This window comes from Kutzneria sp. 744 (genome assembly GCF_000568255.1).
GTDB lineage: Bacteria > Actinomycetota > Actinomycetes > Mycobacteriales > Pseudonocardiaceae > Kutzneria.
In genome coordinates this window covers 4,479,026-4,502,742 of record NZ_KK037166.1, presented here as the reverse complement: position 1 = coordinate 4,502,742, position 23,717 = coordinate 4,479,026, and the positions used below count along the sequence as shown (strand labels likewise).

The 23,717-nt window shown below is 68.9% G+C and carries 19 protein-coding genes; 6 read left to right on the top strand and 13 right to left on the bottom strand.

What is annotated here, in order from left to right; all coding sequences use genetic code 11:
• Nucleotides 1-130: 130 nt before the first annotated feature.
• On the top strand, nucleotides 131-1,039 hold the full coding sequence (locus KUTG_RS20235; RefSeq protein WP_043730027.1) for an NAD-dependent epimerase/dehydratase family protein: 909 nt from the start codon (nucleotides 131-133) through the stop codon (nucleotides 1,037-1,039).
• 44 nt (nucleotides 1,040-1,083) lie between these two features.
• Here the strand turns inward: KUTG_RS20235 and KUTG_RS20230 are convergent, their stop codons facing one another.
• The 6 genes from KUTG_RS20230 to KUTG_RS20205 all read right to left on the bottom strand — a co-directional run bounded on the left by KUTG_RS20230 (nucleotide 1,084) and on the right by KUTG_RS20205 (nucleotide 6,744).
• Entirely contained in the window at nucleotides 1,084-1,563 is a 480-nt protein-coding gene (locus tag KUTG_RS20230; RefSeq protein WP_043718806.1) for an SRPBCC family protein, read from the bottom strand.
• 3 nt (nucleotides 1,564-1,566) lie between these two features.
• The gene (locus KUTG_RS20225; RefSeq protein WP_043718805.1) at nucleotides 1,567-1,830 is read right to left on the bottom strand and encodes an acyl carrier protein; all 264 of its coding nucleotides are present in this window, start codon (nucleotides 1,828-1,830) and stop codon (nucleotides 1,567-1,569) included.
• Between the two features lie 66 nt (nucleotides 1,831-1,896).
• Nucleotides 1,897-3,108, bottom strand: a complete 1,212-nt coding sequence (locus KUTG_RS20220; protein ID WP_043718804.1) for a beta-ketoacyl synthase N-terminal-like domain-containing protein — start codon at nucleotides 3,106-3,108, stop codon at nucleotides 1,897-1,899.
• Nucleotides 3,105-4,385 (bottom strand): beta-ketoacyl-[acyl-carrier-protein] synthase family protein, encoded by a 1,281-nt coding sequence (locus KUTG_RS20215; protein WP_198047787.1) that lies wholly within the window; start codon nucleotides 4,383-4,385, stop codon nucleotides 3,105-3,107. The genes KUTG_RS20220 and KUTG_RS20215 overlap by 4 nt, the downstream gene beginning before the upstream one ends.
• A gap of 249 nt (nucleotides 4,386-4,634) precedes the next feature.
• Nucleotides 4,635-5,657, bottom strand: a complete 1,023-nt coding sequence (locus KUTG_RS20210; RefSeq protein ID WP_043718802.1) for a helix-turn-helix domain-containing protein — start codon at nucleotides 5,655-5,657, stop codon at nucleotides 4,635-4,637.
• Between the two features lie 223 nt (nucleotides 5,658-5,880).
• On the bottom strand, nucleotides 5,881-6,744 hold the full coding sequence (locus KUTG_RS20205; protein WP_052395045.1) for an SDR family NAD(P)-dependent oxidoreductase: 864 nt from the start codon (nucleotides 6,742-6,744) through the stop codon (nucleotides 5,881-5,883).
• A gap of 805 nt (nucleotides 6,745-7,549) precedes the next feature.
• Here KUTG_RS20205 and lanKC point away from each other — a divergent pair.
• From lanKC to KUTG_RS20195, 3 genes are all read left to right on the top strand, one after another.
• Nucleotides 7,550-9,121, top strand: a complete 1,572-nt coding sequence (gene lanKC, locus KUTG_RS56475; RefSeq protein WP_084579554.1) for a class III lanthionine synthetase LanKC — start codon at nucleotides 7,550-7,552, stop codon at nucleotides 9,119-9,121.
• A complete protein-coding gene (locus tag KUTG_RS56470) occupies nucleotides 9,118-10,146 on the top strand; it encodes a lanthionine synthetase C family protein (protein ID WP_084579552.1) in 1,029 nt (342 codons plus the stop codon). Before lanKC ends, KUTG_RS56470 begins: the two co-directional genes overlap by 4 nt.
• A gap of 317 nt (nucleotides 10,147-10,463) precedes the next feature.
• A complete protein-coding gene (locus KUTG_RS20195) occupies nucleotides 10,464-11,117 on the top strand; it encodes a hypothetical protein (RefSeq protein ID WP_198047239.1) in 654 nt (217 codons plus the stop codon).
• Between the two features lie 13 nt (nucleotides 11,118-11,130).
• Here the strand turns inward: KUTG_RS20195 and KUTG_RS53640 are convergent, their stop codons facing one another.
• Nucleotides 11,131-11,625 carry a sigma-70 family RNA polymerase sigma factor gene (locus KUTG_RS53640; protein ID WP_084579550.1) on the bottom strand — a complete coding sequence of 165 codons (495 nt, stop codon included), beginning with the start codon at nucleotides 11,623-11,625 and terminating at the stop codon, nucleotides 11,131-11,133.
• Between the two features lie 602 nt (nucleotides 11,626-12,227).
• Between KUTG_RS53640 and KUTG_RS20185 the strand changes: the two genes are divergently transcribed.
• Nucleotides 12,228-12,611: an SSI family serine proteinase inhibitor gene (locus tag KUTG_RS20185; protein WP_198047238.1), complete on the top strand. Its 384-nt coding sequence runs from the start codon at nucleotides 12,228-12,230 to the stop codon at nucleotides 12,609-12,611.
• Nucleotides 12,612-12,718: 107 nt separating this feature from the next.
• Here the strand turns inward: KUTG_RS20185 and KUTG_RS58750 are convergent, their stop codons facing one another.
• The 5 genes from KUTG_RS58750 to KUTG_RS20165 all read right to left on the bottom strand — a co-directional run bounded on the left by KUTG_RS58750 (nucleotide 12,719) and on the right by KUTG_RS20165 (nucleotide 21,659).
• On the bottom strand, nucleotides 12,719-12,892 hold the full coding sequence (locus KUTG_RS58750) for a hypothetical protein (protein ID WP_198047237.1): 174 nt from the start codon (nucleotides 12,890-12,892) through the stop codon (nucleotides 12,719-12,721).
• The gene (locus KUTG_RS20180) at nucleotides 12,889-16,557 is read right to left on the bottom strand and encodes a S8 family peptidase (protein WP_052395040.1); all 3,669 of its coding nucleotides are present in this window, start codon (nucleotides 16,555-16,557) and stop codon (nucleotides 12,889-12,891) included. The genes KUTG_RS58750 and KUTG_RS20180 overlap by 4 nt, the downstream gene beginning before the upstream one ends.
• 540 nt (nucleotides 16,558-17,097) lie before the next feature.
• A complete protein-coding gene (locus tag KUTG_RS20175; protein WP_043718799.1) occupies nucleotides 17,098-19,422 on the bottom strand; it encodes an ATP-binding protein in 2,325 nt (774 codons plus the stop codon).
• A gap of 54 nt (nucleotides 19,423-19,476) precedes the next feature.
• A complete protein-coding gene (locus KUTG_RS20170) occupies nucleotides 19,477-20,667 on the bottom strand; it encodes a methyltransferase domain-containing protein (protein ID WP_043730020.1) in 1,191 nt (396 codons plus the stop codon).
• Nucleotides 20,668-21,113: 446 nt separating this feature from the next.
• Complete coding sequence (locus KUTG_RS20165; RefSeq protein ID WP_084579542.1) at nucleotides 21,114-21,659, bottom strand: RICIN domain-containing protein; 546 nt, start codon at nucleotides 21,657-21,659, stop codon at nucleotides 21,114-21,116.
• 400 nt (nucleotides 21,660-22,059) lie between these two features.
• Here KUTG_RS20165 and KUTG_RS20160 point away from each other — a divergent pair, with 400 nt between their 5' ends.
• Nucleotides 22,060-22,863, top strand: a complete 804-nt coding sequence (locus tag KUTG_RS20160; protein ID WP_043718797.1) for an SDR family NAD(P)-dependent oxidoreductase — start codon at nucleotides 22,060-22,062, stop codon at nucleotides 22,861-22,863.
• Between the two features lie 18 nt (nucleotides 22,864-22,881).
• Here the strand turns inward: KUTG_RS20160 and KUTG_RS20155 are convergent, their stop codons facing one another.
• The gene (locus KUTG_RS20155) at nucleotides 22,882-23,598 is read right to left on the bottom strand and encodes an ANTAR domain-containing protein (RefSeq protein WP_157494663.1); all 717 of its coding nucleotides are present in this window, start codon (nucleotides 23,596-23,598) and stop codon (nucleotides 22,882-22,884) included.
• Nucleotides 23,599-23,717 lie beyond the last annotated feature (119 nt).

Here is a 23,717-nt window from a genome sequence, read left to right as displayed (position 1 = left end):
CGGATCGATGTCGAACGGGGCACGTAGGGGATCGAGGCCGTCCTCCCGCGCTTGGTGGTGGTCGTGGATCGCGCCAGGGGCGACTTGCCCGGTGGCGCCGATCCGAATAGCGAAAGAGGTGCAGAACGGCATGCGACGTGTTCTGGTTCTTGGCGCCGCAGGGTTCCTTGGCCGCCATGTTTTTCGCAGACTTGCGCACGACCGCGACCTCACCGTGATCACCTCGGGCCGGTCGCCGCTGGTCACGTCCCCCTGGCACATCGCGCTCGACCTCGGCGTGTGCGGGCCGGACGCGGTCGCCTCGATGCTCCAGGCGGTGATGCCGGACGTCGTGGTCAACTGCGCCGGCGTCACCAACGGGGATCCGGCGGCGATGGTCGCCGGCAACGTCACGGCAACGTCGTCACTGGTGGAGGCGTTATTAGACAGCCACCTGCCGATTCGCCTGGTGCACCTGGGATGCTCGGCCGAGTACGGCGTGGTCGACGTGGAAAGGCCGATCAACGAGGACGCGCCGGTCCGCCCGGAAGGCACCTACGGCGTCACCAAGCTCGCCGCGACCAGACTGGTCGTGACGGCGCGGACCGCGGGTCTCGAGGCGACGGTGCTCAGGGTGTTCAGTGCCATCGGACCGGGGATGTCGGTGGACAGCGTCGTGGGACCGGTCGTGGCGGAGGTCAGGCGGGCGGCCGGGGCGGACTGCGATGTCGTGCTCGGACCGCTGGACATCGTTCGGGACTTCGTCGACGCCCGCGATGTCGCGGGCGCGGTCGAGGCGGCGGTCACGGCGGTCTCGCTGGACTGGCCGGTGGTGAACGTGGGCAGCGGGCACGGCGTCCCGCTGCGCACGCTCGCCGACACCATGACACGCATAGTCGGACTCCGCGGCGAGATAAGGGAAAGCGAAGCCATCCCCGGCCCGGCTCCGGAGATTCCCTGGCAACAGGCGGATGTCGCCATCGCGGAGCGGTCGCTGGGCTGGCGCCCCCGTATCGGGCTGGCGACCTCCCTGGCCGATTTATGGTGCTCCACCATGTGACCCCGCCACGGGAGACCACTGCGGTCCCGCCTGCGACGCCGTCCTCACCCGCCGCCCCCGGCCAGCCGTTGCGCGCGGGCCACCGACTCGATCCTGCGGCGCAGCAGATCCAGCCGCGTGCTCGAACCGAAGTCCAGGTGCGACATCATCGCCGCGTCGTCGATCGGGGTGTCCGGCCGCGTCGCGAAGTCCTGGATCCAGCACAGGCGCGTCGCCACACCGCCGATCCCGGCACAGCTCCATCGGACCGACAGTTGCTCGAGCGGCCCCGGCCCGATGCGCCGGGCGTGCACCGTCCGGCGCGCGGGGTCGCTCAGCTGCTCGAGGATCCAGGTGAGCACCCTGCCCCGGGCGTCGGGCGGTGCGGTGAGCTGGAATCGGGACGCGGCGCCGTCGCGGTGCAGCAGCCGCACCGACGCGTACTCGCCGAACAGGTCGGGCCAGTGCCCGATGTCGTTGGCAAGCCGCCAGGTGAGGTCCACCGGCGCGCCGATGAGCACCTCGTTCGTGATGTGCACCGCCACCGGTCACACCTCGCCGTCGCAGGCTTCGCACAGACGCGACATGAGCTGGTGGGGTGTCCGGCAGTCCTGCGCCGCCGTCGCACCCAGGTCGACCCGGCGGCGGTGCTCCAGCTCGCGGACGACCGCGAGCATGCCGAGGGAATCCACCCCGATGTCCGCGAACGTCGTCCCACGGTGACTCAACCGGTGGATGCTCACCGTGATGCCGCCGCACTGGAGAATGACCGACGCGAGTTCCTGGTAGGTCTGCTCGGAGATCGAGGACATGGTTCAACGCCTTCGCAGGTGGTTGCGGGCACTGCGGGTGGAGGCGACCCGGTGGTCCGGACGATGTCAGTGATCCGGGCGGCGTAAGACAAGTGCGGAGTTCATGCCGCCGTACCCCCGGGCGAGCACGAGCGCGGTGCGCAGCTCGGCCCGGCGCGGGGCGCCGACGACGAAGTCGAGTTCGTCGATCGGCTCGGCGAGCGCCGGGATCGGCGGAATGATCCCGTGATCGAGGCTGAGGACGGCGGCCGCGGCGTCCAACGCGGAGGAGCTGGCGTACGCCCGACCGAACCCGGCCTTGGGCGCGGTCACCGGAACCTTCGTGCCGAACAGCGACTTGATCACGGTGACCTCGGCGCGGTCGGCCGTGGGGATGGCAGTCGCGTCGGCGAAGACGACGTCGATGTCCTCCGGCCGGCAGCCGGCCGCCGTGATGGCCTTGCGGCACGCCATTGCCAGCCCCTCGCCCGACGGGTCGAAGGCGGCGACCGCGCTGAAGGTCGCGCCGTGCCCGGAGATCACGGCCTTGGGCCGACTGCCCCTCTCGGCGGCGTCGGCCGCCGACTCCACCACGAACATGGCGGCTCCCTCGGCCGGCACGTATCCGCGTGCGTCGTGGGAGAACGGGAGATAGGCGGTGCGGGGATCGGCCGACTCGCTGAGCATTCGGGCGGAGTACTGCGGTGCCAACGCGTAGGGGCACAGTGGCGCCTCGGCCGCGCCCGCGATCATGATCCGGGCGCCGCGTCGGATGGCGCGTCGGGCGTGCGCCAGCGTGTCGAGCCCGCCGGCCTCGTCGGTGACGAGGACCCCGCACGGCCCCTTCATGGTGTCACGGATCGACACCTGCCCGGTCGTCGCCGCGTGGCTCGACGCGAACGACTGGTACGGGCTGACGTGGTCCGGGCCGCAGCGCCACAGCTTGCCGAGCCCTCGCTGCAGGGACTCGGCGCCGCCGACACAGCTGGTGGTGATCACGCCCGCGGCGAAGGGATTGAGCGCGGGTGGCGAGAACATCGCGTCGGCCATGGCGAGGTCGGCGGCAGCGAGACCGAACTGGGTGGCCCGGTCGGTCTGCACCAGGTAGCGGTGCTCGATCAGCTCGTCGGCGTCGAAGCTGACCTCGCCGGCGATGGTGACCGGGTTGTCCTCGGGGTCGAACCGGGTGATCCGCGCCAACAGGTTCCTGCCCGCGGAGATGGCCTGCCAGAACTCCGTGGCGCCGACGCCGCCCGGTGCGACCGGGCCGACTCCGGTGATCACGGCCGCAACGGTCACAGCCGGCTCGTTTCCACGCCGCGCGAATCGGGGCGGCGCAAGGCCATCACGGACTGGAACCCGCCGAACCCGCTGCCCAGCGACAGCGCGACGTTGACGCGGTGCTCGCGGGCGGTGTCGGGAACGTAGTCCAGATCGCACTCGGGGTCCGCCGCCATGAGGTTGGCCGTCGGTGGCACGGCGCCACGTTCGATGGCCAGCGCGGACGCGACCAGCTCGATCGCCCCGCTGGCGCCGAGCGCGTGCCCGATCATCGACTTGATCGAGCTCATGGGCACCGAGTACGCGTACTGCCCGAGAGCCAACTTGACCGCGTTGGTCTCGTGCCGGTCGTTTTGGCGGGTTCCGGTGCCGTTCGCGCTAATGTAGTCGATCTCGGTGGGGCCCAGGCGCGCCTGGTTGAGCACCTGGGTGATGGCCACCGCGAGCACCCTGCCGTCGGTGGTCAACCCGGTCATGTGGTGCGCGCTGCTCAGCGTGGCGTAGCCGGCGACCTCGCACAGCACGGTCGCGCCTCGCCGGATCGCGTGCCGGCGCTCCTCGAGGACCAGGACGGCGGCTCCCTCACCGAGCACGAAGCCGTCGCGGTCCCGGTCGAACGGACGGCAGGAGTGCTCGGGATCGTCGTTGCGCGACGACGTCACCCTGATCGCGTCGAAGCTGCCGACGGTCACGGGCGATATCGGCGCCTCGGCGCCGCCGGCCACCACCACGTCGGCGTCGCCGTCCAGGATGAGCTGGGCGGCGTAGCCGACCGCGTCGATCCCGGCCGTGCAGCCGCTCGACACCGTGTGCACCGGGCCGCGGGCGCCGCACAGTCGGGCGATCTCCGCGCCGAGCATGCTCGGCGTCCACGCCAGATGCAGATGGGGAGAGCCGTACTGGTGGTCCAGTTCCCATTTCGCGCCGCTGTCGCTCATCACCACGTAGTTCTGCTCCAGCAAGGCCGCCGAACCCAGGGCGGTGCCCATCACCACGCCGACCCGCCACTCGTCCTCCTCGACCGCATTCAGCCCGGAATCGCGCAGCGCCTCGGTGGCGGCGGCGGTCGCGAACTGGAGATAGCGGTCGAGCCAGCGGGTATCCCGGGTGGTCGTGCCATGCACGGCCGGGTGCAGGTCGCACTCCGCCGCCATGCGTGACCGGAACGGCGTGGCGTCGAACCGGGTGATCAACCGGGTCATCGGCCGCCCGGCGGTCAACAGTTCCCAGAACGCGGAAACCCCGACGCCACCGGGAGCGGTCACACCCATGCCGGTGATCACCACTCGCCTCATCACGCCGCATCACCTCGTGCGGTGTCCGTAGCGCGCACGGTCAACTCGTCGTCCTGACTCATGTCGGCGTCCGGCTGGTTTCCAGTGCCTGGACCGGCCGGACGAGTTCTCCTGAGGAAGCGACCGCATCCCGGTCGTGATGGCCCAAGTCTGCCTCGGCGCGCCGGCCGGCACAGGTGGCCATCTGGGTGGCCCCCCGGGCCCGCGGCCAGTCATGAGTGAGGCTCGTTATCGCTGCCCTCGTTGCGGTCAGGGCAAGTCCTCGGGTGTCGGCTTCTGGTCGGGGTGCTCGTCCGGTGGTGGGACCAGCCCGCGGAAGGACGCCTGTAGACCGGCCTGGAAACGGGTGCGAACCCCCAGTCGCTCCAGCAGACCGCCGATCCGGCGCTGGAAGGTCCGGTAGGACAGGCCCAGTTGACGGGCGATGATCCGATCCGGCAGGCCCGCGGTCAGCAGGGCGACGAGGCGGGCGTCCTCCTGCGGCAGCCCATTGGCCTCGTCGGCGTTCTTGCCGCCGACCGGAGGAAGCGGCAGGGCAGTGCGCCAGAGGGTCTCGAACAGCGCGTCCAGCGCCTCCAGTAGCGCGGACGGGTGCACGACCAGGACCGACTCGACCGCGTGCGGATCGGATCGCAGCGGCAGCAGCGCGAGCCGCCGGTCGGCCAGGATCAACTTGATGGGCGCCTCCGCCAGCATCCTCGCCTGCTCCCCCTGGGCGATCGCGGGTTCGATCTCGCCCTGGATGTCGCGAGTGGACAGTCCGACCGGATCGTAGAGACCGCGGTAGGGAACGCCCCGACGCAGCATCTCCGCCTCGACGGGAGCCAGCGTCTCCGGGGCAATCACGTAGGGATGCTTGTCGATGAAGCGGACCTCGGTGCTCGTGCTGCGCAGGATCTGCTCGACGCGCTGGGCGACCGCGTGCCGGCCGGAGATCACCTCGATCATGTCGGCGGGGCTGCGGCCGGCGGCGGCGCGGCGGTACCGGGCGGCCAGTTGTTCCATGAACAACCGGGTGCGCTTGATCCTTTCCTGTTGTTCCAGCAGGAGCACCTCGAGCGCGACGTCGGGGGGCGTCGCGGTGAACACCGTTGAGCCCCCCTCGGTGCACATGACCAGTCCATTGGCCTCCAACGTGTTCAACGCGTCCTGGACGCGCGTTCGGTCCAGGGTGGTAGTGCTGCTCATCTCTTCGACCGTCAGCGGTGGGTTGTCGACGAGTGCTTCGTACACCGCCTCGGCGATGGCATCGAGGCCAAGAATCTCGAGCATGCATTGATCCTCGGGGTATGGGTGGCTCGGCAGGGCAGTCACTGGGGGCGAGAATTCGCATCTGTCGTCCTTGCGCCACGGCCTGCTGTTCCCAACTGGTGGGTCATCCGACAAGGTGGGACGTGCCGCACCCCCGGTAGGACGGGCGGCACCGTCCAGGCGGGAGTCGACTCTCCCTGTCGACTCCCGCTGGTGTGGTGATCCCCGGGCAGGACGCGCCCGGTCAGGTCGCGGATGTCTTCGTCAAAGGGCTGTAGACCATGTCGACCCAAGGCAGGTGGATGTTCAGCATGTTAGTCGTGATCCGGTCAAGGTGCCGCTGGACATGCGGACTCGAGTGTTCGGCCGGAGGCTGGATTCGCAGCTTTTGTTCGAAGTAGGAGCCCTTGACGCCGGTCGATGCCGTGATGGCGTACAGCACAGAGTCCGCGGCCGCCGCGACGGGCCCGGTCAGCCAGCCGAACGCCCGGCGGTGCAGCTTCGTGTCCGCGGTTCCGGGATCGACGGCCACGGCGCTGCACGAGCTGTCGGCCAGGATGTCGGCCAGACCGGCGGTGTGCAGTGTGAGCGCCAGCTTGGACTGCGTGTAGGCCGTCACCGGGTGGTAGCGCTGTTCCAGCGACATGTCGTGCCAGCGCAGCTTGACGTTATTCTGCGGACTGCAGACCACGTTGACGATTCGGCTCTGCGCGGGGGTGGTGAGCAGTGGGAACAGGCCGGCGGTGAGCATCACCGGGGCGAGGTAGTTCACCTGGAGCGTCATCTCGTGCCCGTCGCCGGACAGCGTTCTCGGGTAGATGCCGGCGGTGGCCGCGTTGTTCACGAGGATGTCGAGTCTGTCCAGGGTGCCGCACACTCGATTGATCATGTAGCGGATCTCGGCGAAACTGGCGAGGTCGGCCTTGAGCGGGATGATCGTCGTCCCCGGGTTGGCGGGCGCGAGCGACGCCGCCAACTCCATCAGGCTGGTCGGGTGCCGGCCATGTATCAGGAGGGTGTCGACCAGGCCCGCCAGTCGGTGCGCCACGGCGCAGCCGATGCCGTCGGTGGCGCCGGTGACCAGGGCCGCCGCCCATTTTTTGTTCATGTGTCGTTGCCACCTCGGCCTTCCTGTTGGCACCTCCTCGATGGTGATGTCGTGGATTGAATGGTGTGTGCCTCGGGTGTTGTTTCGCTCATGTATCCACTTCGCCTGATCGTGTTTCCGCATGCGCGGGGTTCGCGGCTCGTTGTTCGGCGGGGAGCGGGTTGATCCCCGCTGCGCCCGATAGAAAGACGGTGCTGTGCCGGTAGACCTTGGGGGCCTCGGCGCGGCGAATTCCGGTTCGAAGGTCATCCGATCCCGGAAACGCGAGGCCGCGGGTAGGGGCCGGATGGCGTCAGCCGGTTGCTCCGTCTGGTCGATCAAATCGAGCCTCGTTCATGTTGGCGGTACCCAGGGTGCGGGGCAACGTCCGCGAGGGTGATTGGTCAACTGCTGTTCGGGTCAATTTCCGCGCCAGATCGGCCGGCAAATGCGAAGATTATTCATGTTAATCGTGAAAACTCTTCATGTAGCTGTCGAACTGCGCCGGCCCGTGATGCGTTTGCGGTGCTCCGAGCGTTTCCTGTGTGTCGCCGTCGGGTGGCGGTCTTGCCGGGTTTTACCGCGAGCGGGTGTCCCCCGTGTGGCCGAGGCCGCCGGTTCACCCGCATGGCAGGCGTGTGAAACGAATTCTATCTGCGAGAGTTGCACCCGTTGTGCTTCGTAGAGAAACGAAGGACGCGGTGGGTCGCGGGGGCATGTCCTCGCCTGTCGAGGTCGGGTTGCGGCACAAGTTCCAGTGGAATTGCTCGCGCGGTGGCGCCCGGGTCCTTGTCGGGGAATTCACCGTTGAAGAGAAGGTTCTTGGATGGATATGCGCTACGAGGCTTTCTGCCTTGAGGATCCGCAGTTCTACGAAACCCCGGCGAACTGGGGGGGTGACACCGGCTCGTTCGATGTGCCGGCGCGTTCGTGTCCGCCTGGATGGGAGCGTTCTCAATCCGGTGTCTGGTCCGTCCTGCGCCCCGCCGAGTACGACGGGCCCGAGCAGGGATGGAAGGTGCACGTCTCGGCCGTGCCGAAGAACGCGGCAAGAGTGCTCGCGACGGTGGCCGACTACTGCCTGTCGCGTGGCGTGCCGTTCAAGTTCATCACCAGCGAGAAGGCTCTGGTGGCGCGGAACTCGAAGTACGCGCCGCGCGAGTCGAGCGGCAAGTTCGTCACCATCTACCCGGTCGACGAGCCGGAGCTGGGCCGGATCCTCGTCGATCTCTCGCTGGCGCTCGTCGGGGAACGCGGGCCCTACATCCTGTCCGACCTGCGTTACGGTGAGGGGCCGCTGTACGTGCGTTACGGAGCCTTCGTCGAGCTGTGGACGTCCGACGAGTCGGGTCGGCCGACGCCGGCCCTGCGCAGACCCGATGGAAGGCTGGTCCCCGACCGGCGCGAACCCGTGTTCCGCCCCCCTGACTGGGTGTCCCTGCCCGCGATCCTGTTACCCCAGCTCGATGTGCGCAGGGCAGCGGCGACGGTCGACCACCCGTACCACGTGGAGCAGGCGCTGCACTTCTCCAACGCCGGCGGCGTCTACCTGGCCCGGCCGGCCGACGGCGGCGACCTGGTCGTGCTGAAGGAGGCGCGGCCACTGGCCGCCGTGGAGTGGGACGGCACGGACGCGGTGCACCGGCTCTACCACGAGGGCCGGATGCTCGACCGCCTCGCGGGCGTCGGCGGTGTGCCGGAACTCCGTGACTACCTGGCGATGTGGGAACACGACTTCCTCGTGATGCAGCACATACCGGGGCGGAGCCTGGCACAGTGGCTGGCCGACGAGTATCCGTGCAACCAACGCGAGGCGTCGTCGCACGAGCTGCACTCGTTCACCCGTCGGGCACTGCACGTGTTGGCCAACGTCGAGAGCCTGCTGTCCGACATCCATGACAGGGGCATCGTCTTCGCTGATCTGCATCCGGGCAACGTCCTGGTCAACGTCGACGACTCCGTCTCGCTGGTGGACTTCGAGCTCGCCTTCGATGTCGGCGTCCGGCGGCGCCGGCCGGCGTTCGGGGCGCCCGGGTTCGGCGCCCCGGCCGACCGCACGGGTTTCGCGGTCGACGACTACGCGCTCGCGGCGTTGCGGCTGTGGATGTTCCTGCCGATGACCACCTTGACCGCGCTGGCTCCCGCGAAGCTGCGAGCACACGGCGACTTCGTCCGGGCGACGGGTTTCCGCTGCCCGCGGGATACGTCGAGGACATACTCGCCGAAACTCGACCCGACCAGGCCGCGCTGCTGCCCCCGGGACCGGTCGCGGAACACGTGCGAACCGGACGAACCCGACTGCGCGGTGGCCGAGGCCGTGCACGGCGGCGGCGCACTGCCCGAAATTCTGCTGGGTGGCACTGCGCGACTCCGTCGTCGAGGCGATCAGGGCGAGTGAAAAAACCGGAGCGACAGGACCGGCTGTTCCCCGGCGACATCGAGCAGTTCTCGCTCGGCGGCACGTGCTTCGCGTACGGCGCGGCCGGCGTGTTGCACACGATTGCGGTCAGCGGCGGCGGCCGTCATCCCCAGTACGAGCAGTGGTTGCTGGATGCGGTGCACCGTGAACCGCTTCGGCGTCCGGGCTTCTACGACGGGGCGCACGGTGTTGCCTACGTGCTGGACTTCCTCGGCCACCGGAAGGAGGCGGCGGCACTGGTGGAGGCGGCGGTGCCGCTGGTCCTGGCCAGCCGCGACCACGGACTCGACGGTGGCCTCGCCGGCATCGGCCTCAACCTTCTGCACCTGGGCCGGACCTGGCGGGACGCGGGGCTTGCCGCGGACGCGATGGCCATCGGCGAGCGGCTGGCGGAGCAGCTCACCGAGACGAGGCCCCGCTCGAACGCCGCCGTCGGGCTGCTGCGCGGCTGGACCGGACCGGCGTTGTTCTTCCTACGCCTGTACGAGTACACGCTGGACAGGTCCTGGCTACGACTGGCGGAACAGGCGCTGTGCCGTGATCTCGGCAACTGCGGGTACGGATCCGACGGATCGTCACCTGTGCCGGCGGGCCGGCGCCTGTCGTCGAGCCTCGCCGCCGGCTCGGCCGGGTTCGCGCTCGTCGGCGACATGATCGTGGGTTACCTGCCCGAGGCGGCATGCGCGCCGGACCTGCCGGTGCTGGAACGGTCATGCCAGGCCGAGTTCGTGCCCGAGGCCGGACTGTTCTCGGGACGTGCCGGCATGCTCGGCGCGTTGGCGGTTCTGGCGCGTCGTGGCGCGGACGCCGACACCGAGCGGGCGCTGCGCCGCCATCGGACTCTCCTGGTCTCCCTGCACGCCACCCACTATTTGGGCGCGCTGGCGTTTCCGGGCAGCCATTCGCTGCGCCTGTCGATGGACTTCGCGACGGGCAGCGCGGGAGTGCTGCGCGCGATGACCCTGGCCGGCGGTGGCGAAGGCACGCTGCTGCCCTTCCTGTAGGCGCCTCGCGCCCCACGGCTCGGCGCTGATCGCGCCGGCCCACTGACCTCCAGCGCGAGACGCTGGCGGATTATCCATTCGACGAAGGAGAAATGTCACATGGAGAACGTACTCGGACTGCAGGCGCTCGATGCGGCGCCGGGTTGCTGCGGCGACCCCTGCGACCACGGGTGCGGCCATGGGTGCGACCACATCTGGATCTCAGTGATCCTGGGCGGCGGGGTGTGCCTTTAAGCCGATGACCTCATTCGGACGCTGACGCAGTAGGGGGTGGGAGCGGCGCGCACCGACCGCGTCGTTCCCACCCCGTTGATCACATGAACACTCCCTGGAGGACAACCATGTTCTGCCGACCGCTGCGCGGTCTGCTCGGTCCCGTGGCACTGTCGGCCCGTGGCGTGCCGCTGATCGTCCGCGTCGGCGACGCGCTTCCGGCCATCGCCGCGGCGGTGTCACCCGCGATGCTTGTCTGCGGTCTCGACGCCGCGCTCATCGGTCGTGGCGCCGCGTTTGCGATAGCCTCGGTGCTCGCCGCGGCCGTGCTGTCGCTCGCCGCGGACGCCGTTCGGGACTTCGCGTGCGCCCACCGCGACCGCGACGGCCTGCCGGGGCGGGGCGGCCGCCCGCTTCGGGAAATGCTCGAACTGGGGGTCGCCGAGCAACGGCGACTCATGCCGCCCGACCCGGGGACCGCGGCGCCCATGGGGCAGACGGGCACCGCACTGCTGCTGATCGAACTCCTGCTGGCCGTCGCCGCGTCGATGGGCGCCATGGTCCGGTTGGCGTCCCGCGGCTGGCATCTCGCTCTCATCCTGACCGTCAGCGCGCCACTGTCGGCGCTGGCCGCCACGACGTGTGTGTCCGGCCTGGGCGATCATGGAAACGCGGTGGTGGTGGCGGGAGAACTGTCGGCGTGGTTGCTCGACGGCGTGCGCGGGCTGCGGGTCGCCGGCGTGTCGAACGAGGGGTAAGCGCCGAGGGCACTCACCCATAGCGCTCGACCATCTTCTTGCGGATCCGGTAGAGCGCGGAGTGCGTGCCCTGCGGTGTCGTGCCGAGCTCTTCGGCGATCTCCTTTCGGGTGAATCCGTTCGTCAACATCAGCACCAGTTTCCGGTCCTTCGGTGAAAATGCCTCCAGGCGGGAGGCGAGCCACTGGGCCTCCGCGTGGTCGCACACGACGTCCACGAGATCGTCGGCGGTTTGGGGAATGAGTCGGGGGTGACTCGCCATCTTCTTGACGACCGCATTGTGACGGGCCTCATCGACGCACAGGCGGGTCACTAGTCTGGTGAGAAACTGGGGCACACGTTCCATGTCCAGCCGGTCGAACTCGGCGCCCCGGATGATTGCCTCCTGCACGATGTCCTCGGGTTCGGTCGGCGCGATACATCGTCGCGCCGCCACTCGGACCAGTTGTTGCCTTATTCGAGCGCATACCGTCCAGTATGCGGAGGGCGGAGACTTCGGGGTGGGCATGGTTGCGTCCGCCGGCGGCCTGGGTACTGCTGACGCGTCCTCCCCGAGCGGTCGGCTGAGCGTTGGAGTCGTCACGGAATTAGGCTGCCTGTTTCGCCCTCCGCTAACCAGGGGGCCGCCGCGCGATTCGACATCACCTTCGCGCTCTGAATCGATTCCACATGGGCAAATATCGGATAGTTGCCATGAGATCCCGCTGTTGTCACTGAAATGGTGTAGTGGTCTGGAGGCGTGGCGTCACGGCATTATCCTCAGTTGTTCATCCGTTCGGCGGCTGGCGGTCTGGGATGGTTCGCGGTGGATGGCGTCACGCTGTGATCGGTGGCGCGTGCTTTTTGACATTTGGCGCGGAAGCGCCATGTGGGCCGCATGTGAGCACGCGGTGACCAGATCGTCGACGACCAGGGTTGTTGACGGCCGTTCAGGTGAAGATGTGCGAGAGGCGTGGCTCTCAGCCGAAGAGGTGGTGCTCCGGACGCTCTGGCGCGAATATCTTGGGTGACGCGGATAGATATCGGGGTGACGCGGATATCGGGGTGATGGTAAACAGGTTGGGGAGTTATGGCATGGTATGTCGACTCTTGATTGCGTCAATCGTGCTCATGAGTGGAGTCATGGTGGGGCGGCCGGCTGGTGCGGTTCAGCTCGCGGTCGGACAGAGCTTTACGGAGTATGTGCAGTTGACGGCGGTCACAGGCACTGGCGACCGGGAGCAGAAACGGGCGCGCTCACTCTGGTGCGATCCCGTCGGGGGGGATCATCCGCACGGCGAGGCGGCGTGCCGCGACATCGCCTTCGCGAACGGTGACTTCGCCCGACTTCCCGGCGATTCCAGGAAGGGGGTGTGCGGGGCCGGATCCGAGCTGTACGACCCGGTGACCGTCAGTGCCACCGGGGTGTGGGAGAGGGTGACCGTCGACTACCAGCAGACGTTCGAGAACCAGTGCAAGCTGCGCGTGCGCACCGGTCTTGTCTTCGATCTCTAAACCCTCCCGGATCGGGGACAGAAACCCCGGCAGGCGACGGGGGCGCGGACGGGTGGTGCCTGGCAGGGGTGGCACCACCCGTCACGCTCGTCGCTAGGCCCGACTTGTCATTCGACCAGCTTGTCGGTGAGCGCGTACGCGCGCAGAACGGTCTGGTTCATCCGGTTGCCCGCCAGATCCGACGCCTCCACCCGGAGCGACACGAACCCGGTCGTCCCCAGGGCGCCCCGTGCCGGATCAGCGACGCGAACCTGGTACTGGCCCCCGGAGCCGCCGCTCACCACCGCCTGCTGCCAGGTGGTGCCGTCATTGGTCGAGTACCACAGTCGCAACTGGGTGACCTGGGCCGGTGGCAGGACCGCCGAGTGGTAGCCGACGGTGACCTTTGAAGGGTGTGCGGTTGGCCGGCGGGAGCCTGGTTGAGCAGGTCCAGGCCGAGGGCGTAGTTGACCTGGAGCAGCGGCTGGTAGGCACACGCGGACCAGTCCTGCAGGCAGTGGTAGCCAGGTGGCAGCGGGCCGGCCGGCAGTTGCGGCCGGAAGGCCCACGACGTGGTGGTCTGGGTGGCCGTGCGCTGGACCGCCGTGCTCGGCCACCCGAACGCCGGCTTCGAGGGCAGGCTGTCCACGGTCTGGAGGCGGTAGGTCGCGTTCGTGCTCGGCAGTGCGAACTCGGGCGCGGCGATGGGTAGGCCGCCGATACCCGAGATCTCCTTGTCGTCCTGGAACAGATGCACCACGGGCAGGTACTGCCCACTCTGCCATGGATCGACCGTGTGTCCCGGTGTGGAGTCCATCCACTGCAACGCCGGCACGAACCGCCCCGTGTCGCTGAGGCAGAATGCGCACAGCATCGGTGCCGTGTTGGCGGGGGACGCGCTCTGCTGCGCACCGCCGCCGTGGATCGGCGCCTCGAACCAGTTCTCCACCGGCCGCGGGCCGGCACTGCGGAACACGTCGTTCGACACCAGGCTGAACATCGTCGACCGGTCCGGATTCCCCGCGGCGTCGGGGGCGAACTCCGACACGCCCCGCTTCCAGTACACGTGGTCGTCCGCCGGTCCGACGTACTCGACCAAGGCGGTGGGACCGCGCAGCAGCGTTCCGGTCAGCGCCATGCCGAACGAGCCGTCGGTGGGGAAGGCGAACCACTGCTTCTTGAACACCAGGTTGGGCAGGTCGCCGTGGTACCTGGTCGGTATCTTGACCAGGTCGGCGTGATCGACCTTGCGAACCTGGTCCGCGGAGATGCCGTTGCGGTCGCGGAAGAACAGGTTGTCCATGTAGTCGGGCTGTGCCTTGGCGCGCAGCGACACCGTGCTCCGGCCGCTCCTGGCGAGTTCGGCCAGCCTCCGCCCTTCCTTGCCGCTGAGCGACAGCACGGGGAGCCCGACGCCGGTCAGGCCGGCGATCGGCAACGCGTCCGCGGCGTCGACATACGGCAGGAGGGCGATAGCGCCTTGCTGGCTCGCCGTGCTCGCCGCTTGCTGCACCGCCCGCCAGAGATAGTCGGTCGGGTCCGCCGTCCCGGATGGGACGACGACGCCCACCACGGCGAGCTTGTCCTTGACAGCGGCCGCTTGGAAGTCCGCCGCGTTCGGGGATGCGACGAGCGCAAGCGGGACATCCGTGCCTGTGGGGAGTTTGCCGGCGACGCCGGCCGGGTCGTAGAGCGGATGCAGGGCCACCCGGCTCGGCGCACGCACCTCGAGGTCGACCACCGACTGGCTCAGGGTCAACCGGTCCGCCGCCGAGATCGATCCGTGCCGCGTGGCGGCGGTGGGCGTCACGTAGGTCTGCCATCCCGCCGAGGGAGCGAGGAAGGCGCTGGACGCGGGCAGCGGGTTGCCGGGCAGGTCGCGCTGCACCGAGACGAACTGCTCCCGGAGATCCGTCGGCTGCCCCGTCGAGGCGCCGACGGGCACGGCCTTGCGCGCGTCGAGTGAGATCGTCGTCGGTCCGTCCACAGTGGTCGCCGCGGCCACCAGGAGGTTCGCCCGCCGGACGGTCATGTCCTGCTCCACCGTGACCGTCGATGTCGAGTAACTGCCCGCGGGCACCTGAATGGTGCCGGTGCCGTTCGTCAACGGCACCGTGAGCACCGGCGGGATGAACGGATCGTTGGCCTCGGGATGTGCCCAGTCGTAGTCGTCGCGCGTGATGGTCAGCTGTGCGCCGGCTGGTGTCGCCGGAGCACCGCGTGAGTCGGTCACGGTGGCCGTCAGCGGGAAGGTCCGGGGCGCGGAGTAGAAGCTGATGCCGCTGCGGATCGGCGTGCCGCTCCGTGTGGTCGCGACGATCACGCCGCCGTAGGGGCCGGTGGGGCCGGCGGCGGTGTCCACGGCGAGGTTGACGGTGGTCTGGCCGTTGGCCGGTATGGAGGCGGATGTCCTGTCCAGCCGGGCGGAGCCGGCGGGTGCGCGGTCGCCGTCCCATTCGCTCATGGACACGGCCAAGGACAGCTCGACGGGCTTGTCGGTGAGATTGGTGTACGTCACCGCGCGCGTCGCCTTATTGTCCTGATTGGACAGTCGACCCAGGGAGACCGTGGGCGGGCCGAGCGCCGCGCTGCCCATCGCGGTGGGCACGTCGACGCAGCCGGTGCCCTGCTGGTACCACGGAGCGCCGGAGTCCTTCGCGCCGGAGGTGATCAGCGCCTTCAGCTCGGCGGCGTGCCAATTCGGATGGGACTGCGCGAACAACGCCGCCGTGCCGGCCACGTGCGGGGTGGCCATGGACGTGCCGGACATCTTGGTGTACCGGTCGTCGACCGGATTGCCCAGCGAGGTGCCCCGCGCTCGGGCGGCGATGATGCCGACGCCCGGCGCGGTGATCTCCGGCTTGACCGCGGCGTCCTGCAGGCGAGGTCCGGCACTGGAGAAGCTCGCGATGTGATAGGAGGAGTCGACGGCTCCGACCGCCAGCGCCGAGGCCGCCGACGCGGGCGTCTCCACCTGCATGGCCGCGCCGTCGTTGCCCGCGGCGACCACGAACAGCACTCCGGTCTGGGCGGTGAGGCTGTCCACCAACGAGCTGAGCGGGTCGGTGCCGTCCGTCGCGCCGGCGCCGAGGCTCATGTTGACGATCCGCGCGCCGGCCTGGACCGCCCACTGCATGCCGGCCATCACACTGGATTCCGTGCCGTAGCCGGTGCTGTCGAGCACCTTGCCGTTGAGCAGCTGCACGCCGTCCGCGACACCACGGTACATGCCGCCGGAGGCCGCCCCCGAGCCGGCGAGGATGGAAGCGACATGCGTGCCATGGCCGAAGCCGTCGCCGGTGTCTGGATCCGAGGTGAAGTTGGCGGCGTCGACGACCCTGCCGGCCAGGTCGGGGTGGCCCGTGTCGATGCCGGTGTCGAGCACGGCGACCTTGACGCCGGTGCCGTCCAGTCCGGCCGCCCACGCCGTGGGCGCGCCGATCTGTTGTGTGCCTTGCAGTTGTTGGTCCGAGCTGGCTCGGACCCGGCGGTCGAGCGACACCTTGCTGATGTGGTCGGTGCCGGTGTGGTCGGCCGGCGCGAACCGCGGGTTTGCCTGCGCATCGACGAATGCCTGCCAGAAGCCGGTGAGACCGCCCCGGCCGACCTGGACCGCGGCCGCTCCCGCGCCGGGAAGCGACAGCTCCCTGCCAGCCGCGGGCAGGGCATGCGCCCGGCGGGTCAGGACGTCGCCGGACGGATGGTCGCCGTATCCGAGGATCAACGGCAGCGCCTTGGCGGAGGAGTCGTCGAACCCCTCGGCGACAAGCTCCTTGACATCGAACAGCTCGCGGTCGAGCAGCCCCGAGGCCACGTACGGGGAGGCGTCGGACGGGATTACGTAGTAGCCGTTGTGCCCGGAGCCGATGGAGAACACCGGAGGCGGCCCGGACCTGTGCGCCGGCTCAACCGTGGCCGAGGGCGCGGCGTTGGCGGGCGCGGTGTAGGTCACCACATCGCCGGTCACCAGTGTGACCCGATAGGATGGCGCCGGCCGGCCGCCGGGTGCTTGGATGCCCTGTGACGTGACGGGAGCGGCCGACGTGGTCGCCGGGGCAACCGTTGTCAGTAGGGAGGCGGTCAGCACGCCGAGGACGATCGCCAGCGTGGCGCGCCAGCCGGGCTGTGGCCGACGCCGGCAGTGGTGTTGTTCAGCCGTCATGGTCCCTCGTCTCTACAGGATGAAACGGTGGCCTCATCGGTGGGTCGGACAGTGGTAAACGAGATCGTGACTGTGAAATGACCGTTCCCGGAACGATGTTTGATGGCGTGATCGCGTCAGGGACCATTACCCGCCACTGATTCGTCGCCGTGCCGACGACGCCGGCCAGATCGCTGCTGTCGAGCGTCAAGCCCCATCACCTCGTTCGCTGAATGTTGAATACCGGGTGAACTTGCGTGAACGAACGGAGTGTGAGTGTGGCCCGCGTTACAGGAGGAGGCTACGGGAGAACTACCTACCCGGCTGCGGCGTCCTCTGCACACCCCGGGCGAAAACGAGGAAATGTCAGAATTGTCCGGTGTCGGTGATCCATGCCGTGATGTCGGCCCTGGTGGTGAAGCCCAACTTGGTGAGGATGCTCTCGACGTGTGTCTCGGCCGTGCGTCGCGCGATGAGCAAGGTGGCCGCGATGTCCTTGTTCCGCATACCCTGCGCGATCAGCTCGGCGACCTGTTGTTCCCGTGGGGTCAGCGAGCGTGTTCCCTGCTGGCGTGTCCACTGGGTGTGCGGTCGGTCGGCGGCCGGCATGCCCAGGCCGTAACCAATCGCTTGATCGAGACCGAGTTGGGCGCCCTGGTGGTAGGCGACGGCGAACTGGTGGTCGCCGAGACTCTGACGCGAGCTGTTCTCACATTGGTGGTCGAACGCCGCGTAGTGCTGCGACTCCACCACCGTCAGTTCGGCCGGCAGCCAACGTGAGGAGCTGGCGCCGAGCAGCCGGGCCGCCTTCGTGTGCTGGTTCTGTCCGATCGCTATCCATGCCAACAACTTCAGCGTCAGCGTGACGGCCAGTCGATCGTTGCCCGGGCGGAGCAGTCGCAGCGCGCTCTGGGCCAGGGCGGTGGCACGCCGCAACTCGTCGCACCGCCAGGTGGCGAACGCCGCGACCCACAGCGCGTGCGGCATGGCGTGGCCGGCCTGCCTTGTCATGCACAGCGCGAGCCCCTCCTCGGCCCGACCGACCGCTGTGGAGTCACCGAGCAGTGCTGCGTCAATGGCCAACTGCGACAGGGCGGCGTGCGCCCCGGCGAGGTCGTCGGTGTCGCGGAAGCCGGCGAGTGCCTGCTCGGCGAGGACCACGGCGCCGGCGAGGTCGCCCCGGTGGGCGGTCGCCATCGACAGGCCCAGCCTCGTGTACGCCTGCGAACGCCGATTGTTCAGTCGCCGCGCCAGTTCCTCCGCCTCCACAAGCGACGACCGCGCCTGCGCCACGTCGCCCATCAGCGTCGTGAGAATGGCGCGTGCGGACAGGGCGTCGGCGCGCTCGACGGTGGGGGAGAGGTCGGCTGCGACCGCCCGGTCGAGCCAGTACCGGCCCTCGTGCAGTTCGCCGGTGGCGAGCCAGAAGTGCAGCAGTGTCGAGGTGATCCGAAGCGCGAGCGGGGACTTGCCGCGTTCGGTCAGGCAGAACGCGATCGCGGTCCGCAGGTTGTCACGCTCCTTGCGCAGTCGCTCGCCCCACAGCACCTGGCGCGAACTGAACCAGTCGGCGCCGGCAAGGGTCACCAGGCTCAGGTAGTGGTCGCGGTGCCGGACCCGCGCATCCGTCCGCCGCGTGGACCTGGACCAGTGCTCCAGGCCGTGCTGGCGGATCGGGGCGAGTAGCTGGTAGCGGACCCCCTCGTCCGCGGTGCCGTCCTGGCGGCGGTGCACGATCCCCTTGCCCAGCAGGCTCGTCACGATGCCGGACACCTCGTCGGCGCGGACGTCCTCGCCCCCGCAGACGGCCTCGGCGGCCGCGAGGTCGCAGCTGCCGGTGAAGACCGACAACCGCTTCCACACCTGGCGTTCCGCCGTCAAACACAGGTTGAAGTGCCAGTCGATCACTGGCTGTGGCCGTAACCGGTGCGGCGTCGCCAGGTCGACCGCCTTGGTGCGCTCGCGGAAGTGCGCGTCGAGCAGGTCGACCAGCCGGCGCAACGGCATCGCGCGCAACTGCGCGGCCGCGAGCTCGATGGCCAGGGGAATTCCGTCCACCCGCCGGCAGATCCAGGCGACGTCGGCCCAGTTGCTCTCGTCGACGACGAACCCGGGCCGGGCGGCGGCCGCCCGCGCCGCGAAGAGGCGAACCGCACCGTAGTGGTTCAGCCCCGTCGCTGGCGGCAGCCGGTCCAGGTGCGGCACCGTCAAGGGGGGCACCGGGAAGACCCGCTCACCGTCCAGCCGCAACGCGTTCCTGCTCGTGACGATGACGCGCAGCCGCGGCGCGGCCGCCAGCAATGCTCGGATAAGCGCTGCGCACGCGTCCGTCAGCCCGTCGCAGTGATCCAGCACCAGCAAGAGCATTTTGTCCGCGAAGAACGCGGACAGCGTCTGGACGACGGGTGACGCGCACCGGTGGTCCACGTCGAGATCGACCGCGACGGTTTCGGCGAGCAGGTCGGCATTGTCACATCCGGCGAGCTCGACCAGCCAGACGCCGTCCGGAAACGCCGGTCGCACGTCCATCGCCAGGCGCAACGCCAGCCGGGACTTGCCGATGCCCGAAACACCCGTCATCGTGACCAGACGACTGGTCGACAGCAACTTGCGGGCGGCGGCGAGTTCTCGACGACGGCTCACGAAATTCGTCGCGCTACCGGGCAGCCGGCCCTTCCACTGCGGTGGCATCGGTTCCCTCCCCCAGGACGATGGTTGGTCATCGGCGGCGACGTCTGCGCCGCGTCACGCGTGTGGTCCCGTTCCGCTCAACGCCCACTGGTGATCGCTGTGGGGAGAATCCAGCCACAGCCACTGGAACTCGGCGGTGACCGTGAGCCCGAAGCGCTCGCGCGACGGCCGACCGAGGTCACACCACTCGTGGTAGACGCGTTCGACTTGGTCCCACAGGAGACGGGAACCGTGTTGTTCGACGGTGTTGCTCCTGGTGTTGTGGCACGCCCATGAGCCGTCGGGGTGGAATAGCCAGGTCTGCGGCTCGCGGGACGGCGGCCGAAGATCCAGCCGCGCCACGCCGGGCATCAGCAGCCCGGCGAGCATGATGAAAGACGCGGTCTGACCCGGCAGCTCCAGCACCAGTCCGGGCTCGGTCGGGCGGACCGCGCCGTGCTGGTGGATGGCGCGGCGGAAGCGCTGGCCGGGGTCGATCGGCCGGTACGACCGGGTCGGGGCGAAGCCACCCTGATACGGCAGGAAGAAGCCCCGCGCCGAGTCCTCATCGTCGACGGTGAGGCGGACGAGCGCGTTGACGCCGAGTTCGCGATAGATCTGCGCGAGAATCACGCCTCCCGGGCGGACCTGCCTGAGCCAGTCGGGCGGTATCGCCGGCACGCCACAGGTGGCGATCAGACGGTCGTAGGGGTCGTTGCCCGGGTCGCCGCTGACGTGGTCGGAGATGCCGACGGCCGGGTAGTAGCCGCACTTGTCCAGCCGGCCACGTGCCCTGTCGACCAGCATCGGGTCGACGTCGATCGACGTCACCAGGGGAGAGCCGAGCCGGTGGCAGAGCACGGCCGTCGTGTAGCCGCTGCCGGTCCCGATCTCCAGCACCTGGTGCCCGCAGTGCAGGTCGAGCTGCTCGAGCATCAGCGCGGCCAGGCTCGGCGGCGTGCTCGTGCTGGTGGGCGGGCCCTTGAGCGACCGGCAGCCGTGCGGAAGCTCCCACGCGCAGCTGCGGCCGTCGAGCTGGATGGGCCAGGCGCCGTCGCTGTACACCATGTCCAGCCACGCGGGGTGCCGGAAGTCGACTGTGTCGTACGACGTTCCGTCCAGCGCCGGCCGGAAGAAGTGGCGGAGAAAGGCTTCGCGTGGCACCTGCTCGAACGCCGCGTGCAGCTTCGGGTCCCGCAGCAGTCCTCGTTGGGCGAGGTCGTACGCGAACCGCTTGCGTGGGTCGGCCACGTTGGGAACGGTCATGGTTTTGATGATCCTCGGCTGAATGAAATGCTTTGCGTAGGCGATGACCGGCGTCATGGCGGAGCGTCGACGCGGATGTGTGAGCGGCGTGAGCGCACCGACCCGATGGGGTGAGCGCTGTCCCGGCGAGGAGGTCTCCCGGTTCCCGCGGCAGCATTCACGCTCCTGGACTCCACCATGGTGATTCATCGATCTGCGGTGCGACGTGGTGGTTGTCACCAGCTGAGGCCAGAATGAACTGGCCGGAGACCGTATGCAACAGAACGCGTCGCCGTGCGGTCAGCATCACCCACTCAGCCGCTTATCGCTTTCCGCTGAGCGGCCCAGCGCCGTCGACACCCGTCCGGTGTAGCGTAGGGTCGAGGTGTGGTGAACCCGCTCTTTCGTCCACGGGGCGAGGAAGTGGTCGAGCATCTATTTTGTCTCCGCGCCCTGGGTGTTTTCACCTACCGGAAGTTCAGAAGCTCCCATTGCTGGTCGTCGCCGCCGTCGCAAGTGTGCTGCAGGAGCGGAATCCAGTCCAGACTGCTGCCGTCGACGCACTGCCCGCTGTGGCGAGTCAACAGTTCGACGCAGGTGCCGTCGACGGGCACGAACCTGAACTGCTGGGTGTGGCCTCCGTGGCAGGTGTGCTGCTGAAGGGGCACGGAATCGCCCACCCAGCCGCCCGCGACGTCGACGTACTCTCCACTGCCCTTATCGGCCATCTCGTAGTAGCCGGCCCCGATGTGATTGACACACCATGCGGAGGCGTCGGTGTCGTCGCAATGGTACTGCTGAATGAGAGCGTGATGGTCGGTGAAGCCCAGGGCGACGTTCATACACTTCTGACTCGATCGGAGGATCGGCGTGGGATAGGGGGAATTCGTGTGGTGGGCCGGGGTGACGCTGGTCGAAACCATTGCTTGTGCGGCTGCCCCGAGCATGGCGCCGATCGCGGCCATGAGGGCTGTGGTCGCGGAGAGACCCAGTAGCTTGCGACGCTTCGGCATGACATCTCCGTGTGGTCTGCTATGGTTCGGGCACACCGATACCGGTCCGCACTATCTGTCCCCCGTGTGCGATCACCGGCTATGTGCCAATGCGTATTCATGCGCGATGTTTCGGGCGCGATGTGCGATCCTGAGATCGCGATGTTGGTTGCGCGACCTGGCGGGCCACCTCCTTGTCGTCACCGCTGCGACGCTATCGGACGGGCAGCAGAAAAGAACCGAGTCGGCAAGGCGCGTAGTGGTCCTTGCCGCATACCGGCCAAGGGACGGAGATTCCGACATGCCCTCACGTTCTCGGCAGGATGCTCATCTCGGCCTCCGTCGGCCGGGCCGAGCGGTGACCCCCGACCCGTCGCGATGGAAGCGATCGATGCTCGCTTAAGTGGAGGAGGCATGTGCCATGGGGTGCTACGACCTCACCGGGCGAACCGCGCTGGTGACCGGCGGTGTGCGCGGACTGGGGGCAGGCATGGCCGAAGCGCTCGCCCGCGCCGGGGCCGCGGTGGTCATCGGCGGCGTCCAGGAGGAACTCGACCGCTCGACCGCCGACGCGCTCGCGCGGTCCGGGGCTACCGTGCGGTTCGAGCGGCTCGACGTGACCGACGAGGCGAGCTGGAGAGAGGCGGTGATCAGCACGATCACCGCCATGGGCGGCCTCGACATCGTGGTCAACAACGCCGAGATCGAGGTGTCCGGTCTCGTCGTCGACCTCGATCCGCGAGATGTGCGCCGGATGCTCGACGTGAACGTCCTGGGCACCGCGCTCGGCATCAAACACGCCTTTCGGGCCATGCGCCCGGGCGGGCTGGCCGGCGACGGCGGTGCGGTCGTCAACGTCGCGTCGGTCGCGGCGAGCATCGCCTTTCCCGGCATCGCCGCGTATTCCGCGACGAAGTCGGGTGTCGACCGGCTGACCCGGGTGGCGGCCGCGGAGTCGGGCAGGCTCGGCTACGGCGTGCGCGTGAACTGCGTCCAGCCCGGATTGGTGCCGACGCGCATGAGCGACCGGCTCACTCGGGACGTGGTGGCGTTCGGCCTGTTCGCCAGTGTGCGGGAGGCGGTCGGTGCGGTGGTCGGGCGGACGCCGCTGGGCCGGCTGGGCGAGACGGCCGACGTGGCGGACGCCGTGGTGTTCCTCGCCTCCGACGCCGCCCGTTTCATCACCGGCGCCGCACTGCCGGTTGACGGCGGAATGGGCGTGTGATCCCCTCGCCGGCCGCCGTCACGGGGCGAACCGCATGCCCTGCGTGAGCACGTCTTCGGCGATCTCCGACAGCGGCCGGCTGGTGGCGAAGGCGCGGGCGCGCAGCCTGAGGAACGCCTCGGTCAGACCGGATTCCAGCTGTATCGACACCACGCCGATGGCTCGGTGTATCTCTTCCCATCGCGCGCCGATGCCGCAGGTGAACTCCTCGGCGTGGTCGGGACCGGCCTCGAGCAGGTCGGCCAACAACGACACCGCCACGTCGGCGAACAACAGCGCGTCGGAGATCTCGTCGTCGGACAGCTTGCCCTCGACCGCGCGGTAGACCTCCAGGGCTCCGACCGAGATCGTGTCCTGGACCAACGGGAACGCGAACACCGCGGGCGCCCCGGCCTCGACCGCGGCCGGGGCGAACGCCGGCCAGCGGCGCATGCTCGGGATCCCCGTCAGCTCGGGCGCCAGGATCGGACTGAGCCCGTCGAGGGCGTGGACTGCCGGTCCTTCACCGACCGTGATCTCCACATCCATGATCCGCTCGCTGACCCCGTCGGTGGCATAGATCGGCTCGCCCAACCCTAGATCCCCGATCAGGTACAGCCCGACCCCACCGGCGCGCACCATCGTCGCGCACGCCTCGCAGACATGTCGGACCCCGACCGGCCTGCCCTCGGTGCGGGCGAGCGCCCGGACGGCCTCTTGTACCCTGGCGACGCGATCGTCATCCCTCGCTGTCATCGCGTTCGGGTCCTTCATCGCTGACATTCCATACCCTCCGTCATTCCATGCCCGGCAGCACGGCAGGCCGCGCGGGTGTGGCCAGCCAATGGAAGTGATGCCGCGGTGAACGTCCGTGC